At 62.3% G+C, this 5218-nt stretch carries 5 protein-coding genes; 1 reads left to right on the top strand and 4 read right to left on the bottom strand.

Features of this window, described 5'->3' with window-relative positions:
- Nucleotides 1-150: 150 nt before the first annotated feature.
- The 4 genes from XF30_RS00765 to XF30_RS00750 all read right to left on the bottom strand — a co-directional run bounded on the left by XF30_RS00765 (nucleotide 151) and on the right by XF30_RS00750 (nucleotide 4025).
- Nucleotides 151-1158, bottom strand: a complete 1008-nt coding sequence (locus XF30_RS00765; protein WP_109141663.1) for a tyrosine-type recombinase/integrase — start codon at nucleotides 1156-1158, stop codon at nucleotides 151-153.
- Nucleotides 1155-2072, bottom strand: a complete 918-nt coding sequence (locus tag XF30_RS00760) for a tyrosine-type recombinase/integrase (protein ID WP_109141662.1) — start codon at nucleotides 2070-2072, stop codon at nucleotides 1155-1157. Before XF30_RS00760 ends, XF30_RS00765 begins: the two co-directional genes overlap by 4 nt.
- Nucleotides 2066-3283, bottom strand: coding sequence for a tyrosine-type recombinase/integrase (locus XF30_RS00755; RefSeq protein WP_109141661.1), 1218 nt, complete (start codon nucleotides 3281-3283; stop codon nucleotides 2066-2068). The genes XF30_RS00760 and XF30_RS00755 overlap by 7 nt, the downstream gene beginning before the upstream one ends.
- A 205-nt stretch (nucleotides 3284-3488) precedes the next feature.
- The gene (locus tag XF30_RS00750) at nucleotides 3489-4025 is read right to left on the bottom strand and encodes a VOC family protein (RefSeq protein WP_420887936.1); all 537 of its coding nucleotides are present in this window, start codon (nucleotides 4023-4025) and stop codon (nucleotides 3489-3491) included.
- A gap of 109 nt (nucleotides 4026-4134) precedes the next feature.
- Between XF30_RS00750 and XF30_RS00745 the strand changes: the two genes are divergently transcribed.
- On the top strand, nucleotides 4135-5016 hold the full coding sequence (locus XF30_RS00745; RefSeq protein WP_109141660.1) for a LysR family transcriptional regulator: 882 nt from the start codon (nucleotides 4135-4137) through the stop codon (nucleotides 5014-5016).
- Nucleotides 5017-5218: the final 202 nt, after the last annotated feature.

The raw sequence follows: 5218 nt of genomic DNA, 5'->3' as shown, positions 1-5218 counted from the left end.
CACCAGCAGCGCGCTGCAGGCACGGCGGCTTGATCCGTCACTCCGAGCCAACGAAGAGGGCTCGATTGCTCCTGTGGACGGCATCGTCATGCTGCCGCGTCGGAGCGGAACCGAGGTATTTCGTCGTGACGGTGGACTGCTCGACGTCTCTCACGCCGAAGATAGGGATGCTTCCTCCAACAGAGAGGCGATCAGCGCGTCTGGCGCCTTGAACCGTCCGCGGCGTAACTCGGGCGGAATGACCGCTTCCACCGCCTCGAGCTTTTCGGAAGGATCCATGCGCAGATAGACCTCGGTGGTGCGGATGTCGGCATGCCCGAGCCACAATGCGACCTTTCGGACGTCATGGGTGGCCTGCAACATGATAACGGCGCAGCTATGCCGCAGTTGATGCGGCGTCACGGAGCGATCGCGCAAGGATGGACATTTTTTGGCGGTCGCGCGCGTGTGCTTGTCCAAGACATATTCGAAACCGGCCCGCGTCATTGCCGTCCCCTCGGCGTTGACGAAGAGCTCGGGGACGCGAACATCGCCCCGTAAGGCCAGCCAGGCCCGCAAATCGGCGGCGGTTTCCTTCCAAAGCGGAAGGCATCGCTCCTTGCGACCCTTGCCCTTGACAAGAAGGCTTGGCGTCCGCTGCAGACACAAATTCGCCGTCATAGCCCCGACCAATTCCGAGACGCGTAGCCCGGCGGCGAAGCACAGGTGCATCATCGCCCGATCGCGCACGCCGAGCCGCGTTGCGAGGTCGGGCGCGTTCAAGATCGCGCGCACCTCCTCCATGACCAAATGACGGATGAGCACCTGATCGTGGCGCTTGGTCGGGATAGCGTGGATTTGACCGATCTGCTCCAAGGCAGACGGTATCTGGTATTCAACATAGCGCATGAACGTCTTGATCGCGGCAAGACGCAGATTCCGGGTCGTGGCTCCATTGCGGCGCTCCCGCTCGATGTGACCGAGGAAGTCCATGATCAAGGCCGCATCGAGCTGCTCGATATGCAGTTGCGAAGGCGTTGTCCGCAGCCGCTTGGCGGCATAGGTGAACAAGAGCCGGAAGCTGTGGGCATAGGTTTCACAGCTATGTGGACTGTAACCTCGTTGGCGGGGCATGTAGTCGCGCAAAAAGCCGGTGATCAGAGGCGCGAGCAGGGTCATGGAGCCACCTCCGCGATCAGTTTTTCGGCAGCCGCGGCGATGTCGGCCATCAGTTCCGGCGTCGCCTCAAGGTACCAGTAGGTGTGCGCAATATCGGCGTGGCCGAGATAAGTCGACAACGCAACAAAGTGCCGCGCAACCTCATCGCGCTTGGTGCCGCATTGCTCGAGAACCCGCGTCGCAAAACTGTGGCGGAGGTCGTGGATGCGGGGCCGCCGTGCGCGGCCTGGCGCGATGTCGGCAAGCTGCAAAATGCGGCGGAAGGCACATCTCGCCGTGGAATAGGCAAGCGCAGCTCCCTCCATCAATAAGAACAGGTGATCATCCGATCCGGCAGATCGACGACGCATATCGAGGTAGCGGTCGAGAACCTCCACGACGGTCGCATGCAGCGGTACAAGGCGACTCTTGTAGAACTTGGTTTCGCGGATTTGGAGAACCCCGCCCGGCAGCACATCGCCAAGCCTCAGATTGAGCGCTTCGGAGACCCGCAGTCCGGTGGCGGCAATGAGCCCGAACAGCACCATGTAGAGTTGCCGGCGCAGCGGGTTGGGCTTTAGCATGCGGAGCCGGCCGGCGGCTTCGAGCATGCGGGCCAATTCCTCCGGACTGTAGATATAGGGAGCAGGTCGCACTTTCGGTGTGGCGAAGAGGCCGGTTGGGGGCATCTCGTGCTTGTCATCCTCGGCGCGCAAGAACCGAGCAAACCGCCCGACATCGCCAATTCGGCGATTCCGGGCATCCAGCGTTGGTGCGGCTGCCGCCCACGTTATGACGGTTGCCGCGCAAATATGGGTTTCGCCCTTTTCCGCGGCGACGCGAGCGAAGGCTTGGAGGTGCCGGGCCGGTTTCCGGAGTTGGAAGCCAAGCGAGCGACGAAGCGCGATGTAACGTTCGACATCGTCGATCAGCATGACAACCTCCCCACCCAGGGCTGGGCAATCTCCGACAGGAGACCGAAGTCGACCTTGGCGTAATGCAGCGTCATTGCCGGCGACCGGTGACGCAAAATTGTACCGACACCGCTCAAACTGACGCCTTGCCGCAGCATTGCGGTGGCCGCCGAGTGGCGTAGCACATGGGCGCCGCGATGGACGCTTCTGATCCCCGCCCTCAGCAATGTCCGGCGTACGATGCATCTCACGGTGGTGCGCGTGAGCGGGCGGATCGGCGCGAAGTCCGTGAAGAACAAGTGGGACGTCGGCAAACGTGGTCGCGCTTGTTCGATGTAGGCGATGATCGCATCGCCCACCTCCTGCGTCAGCGGAAGCCACTCCTCGCGCCTGGATTTGCCGGCAATGGCAAGCCGTCCGTTCCTCCAATCGATATCGGTGAGCTTGAGGTTGGCGACCTCGCTCGCCCTCAAGCCAAGACGGGCGAGCAGCAAAACGATCGTTCGATCCCGTAAGCGGCTTTCGCCCTCGCAAGCGGCTATCGCCCGCTCGATGTCGTCGGCCGCAAGGAATCTCGGAACCGATGCCAACTGCCAGTTCGCAAAGCGCGGAACGGCGTAGTGTCGTCCCGCGGGGCATTGGCCGGTCGCGACCAGGAATCGGAGGAACGCGCGCGTCGACGTCGCGATTGTCTTGGCCCGGCCACGGCTGTGCGGTCTGGTGCGCTCAAGAACAAAAGCCCGCACCGCGTTGGTAGTAAAGGCTCTTGGATCGTCGCCGAGAGCCTTGAGAAGATCGACAAGCGTAGTTTGATAGGTATCGAGCGTGGAGTCGGTGACGCCGCGCTGACTTTGCATCCAGGCCCGGAATGCTCCGAGTATGGGCCAGGTCTCCGTCGGAGATGGCGGCTTCGGAGTCGACGGCAGCGCCCCTTGTTCCCGAAGATAGCGGATGAACAACGCGCCCGCCCCGCGCGGTGCCCTTGCCATTTTGCCGCCCTTGAAGACCGCTGCGGATGCATTATAACCGGCTAAGATATTTTTGAGGGCGAACCCGGCCGCTTGCAGCCACTCGGCCCAGCAGGCAAGGAGACGCACCAACTCCACGATCGTGGTCGGCCGATAGCCGTCGTGGCGAAGCCAGCTCCTGAATCCATCGACGTGATCTCCCAAGAAGCGCAGCCGTCCCTCTACGCTCTTGCTCTGCTTTCGCTTCTGTTTCCGCTTTGACATGACGCCTCCCTGGCTTGAGTGGAGGCTGAAGCATGCGGCGGTCTGCGTCGGACCGGAGACGTGGTGTCAGGACAAGTCCCGCTGTCCACAGGGAATCGGAGTGCTTGGGATTTGTGTCAGTGCCTCTTAAACGGCTTCCGCGGTCTTGTCCTGTGCGCGCCAAGCAACCGGGCGTCTCAGTGTGACAAGGCTCAGATTATCCGTGCTAAGCGGGGGATTTAGACGATCCCTCCGCGGCCAGATTTTCGACATCGAGCGGATTGCTGACAATCTTTAACGAGCCGTCCGGATTGCGCGGCCATTCCTTCTCCGGTCGATCCCAGTAGAGCTCGACGCCGTTGCCGTCCGGGTCGCGGAGATAGATCGCCTCCGTACCACCGTGGTCGCTGGCGCCGGTGAGTTGCACGGCCGCTGCGCGGAGGCGGCCGAGCGCGCGGCCGAGCGCGGCCCGCGTCGGATAGACGAAGGCGACATGGTGGAGGCCCGTTGATCCTTTGGGCGGCGGCAAACCGCCCCGGCTTTCCCAGGTGTTGATAGCGAGGTGGTGGTGATAACTGCCGGCTGCCAGGAACGCTGCTTCGTCACCAAGAAGCCCGTGAAGGCCGAAGCCAAGCACCCCGCAATAGAATTGGAGCGATCGCTCAAGGTCCGCAACGTTCAGATGGACGTGCCCGACGCGGACGCGCGGATCGATCGGCTCGCCCTCGGTCGCGATGGCCACCGGTGTTGTCAGTCCCATCATCTTCCAGCTCCTTCGCAGTGCTTCCCTGGCGAAGCAGATTGCGCGGAAGCCGTTTTGCCACAAGACAGCATAAACTGGAATTATCATCCATAATTCTGCATAATGGGTCATGCGGATCGATGAGATCAGTGTCTTCGTCCAGGTGCTGGAGGCGGGCAGCTTTGCGGGCGCGGCTCGACGGCTCCGCATGCCTGCCAGCACAGTGAGCGCAAAGGTGGCGGCGCTGGAACGGCGCCTCGGCGTCAGTCTGATCCAACGCACGACCCGCAAGCTCCGTATCACGCCGGCGGGCCAGGCTTATTTTGAACGGTGCCGCCTTGGACTTCGTGAGATCGAGGCAGCCGAAGCCGCGATTACGGCAGAGGCAGGAGGCCTGACCGGGCTGCTTCGGCTCACAGCGGCCGTCGATATCGCGCAAAGCCTGCTGCCGCCCATCATCGGCGCGTTTCGCGAAGCCTTCCCGACGGTGCAAGTCGAGCTGATCGTCACCGACCGGATCGTCGACATGATCGCAGAGGGCGTCGATCTCGCCATCCGCGTCGGTCCATTGCGCGATTCAAGTCTGGTGACCAGGTCTTTCGTAACAGGCCCGTCGGGACTGTTCGCAAGCCAGCACTATCTCGACCGACGCGGCGTCCCCGTTCACATGGATGATCTGAAGCACCACGACCTGATTGGGTTCGGCAAGCCATGGGCCCATCCTCTGCCCATGCTGATGGGAACGCGGAAGGTCAGCGTCGATTTGTCGGGCGGCCTGACCTGCGACGATCTGCTGACAGTCAGAACCTTTGTCGGTATGGGCCTCGGGATCGGATTTCTGCCGGCTTTTTTTGCAGACCAACTGCGGCTGGTGCGCGTGTTGCCAGCTCTTCGCTCGCCGCTGACCGGACTCTATTTTGCCTACCCTACCCAGAAATTCGTGCCGGCGCGCGTCAGAAAGTTCATCACGTTCGCAGCAGCCAGCGTGAAGCGCCTGCACTTACATCCGTAACCCGGTTCGCGGCGAATCGGGGGGCCGGACAGTATCGAATGTCCTCGCACATTCGGCGGGGACAAATGGTGCCGACCGGTCGATGGCGAGGTCGGAGCGGACGCCACCGCCGTGCCTCCCGATACCGACGAGCCCGGTTCTTCTCGTCGTTGCAGGCGCTCAGTCGCGCGCTGTTGTATCGAGAGTGCGCTGCTGTCGTAGC

The organism is Bradyrhizobium sp. SUTN9-2 (assembly GCF_003122645.1).
Classification (GTDB): Bacteria; Pseudomonadota; Alphaproteobacteria; order Rhizobiales; family Xanthobacteraceae; genus Bradyrhizobium; species Bradyrhizobium yuanmingense.
The sequence above is the reverse complement of the archived record's forward strand: the minus strand, read 5'-3'. Positions and strand labels throughout refer to the sequence as shown.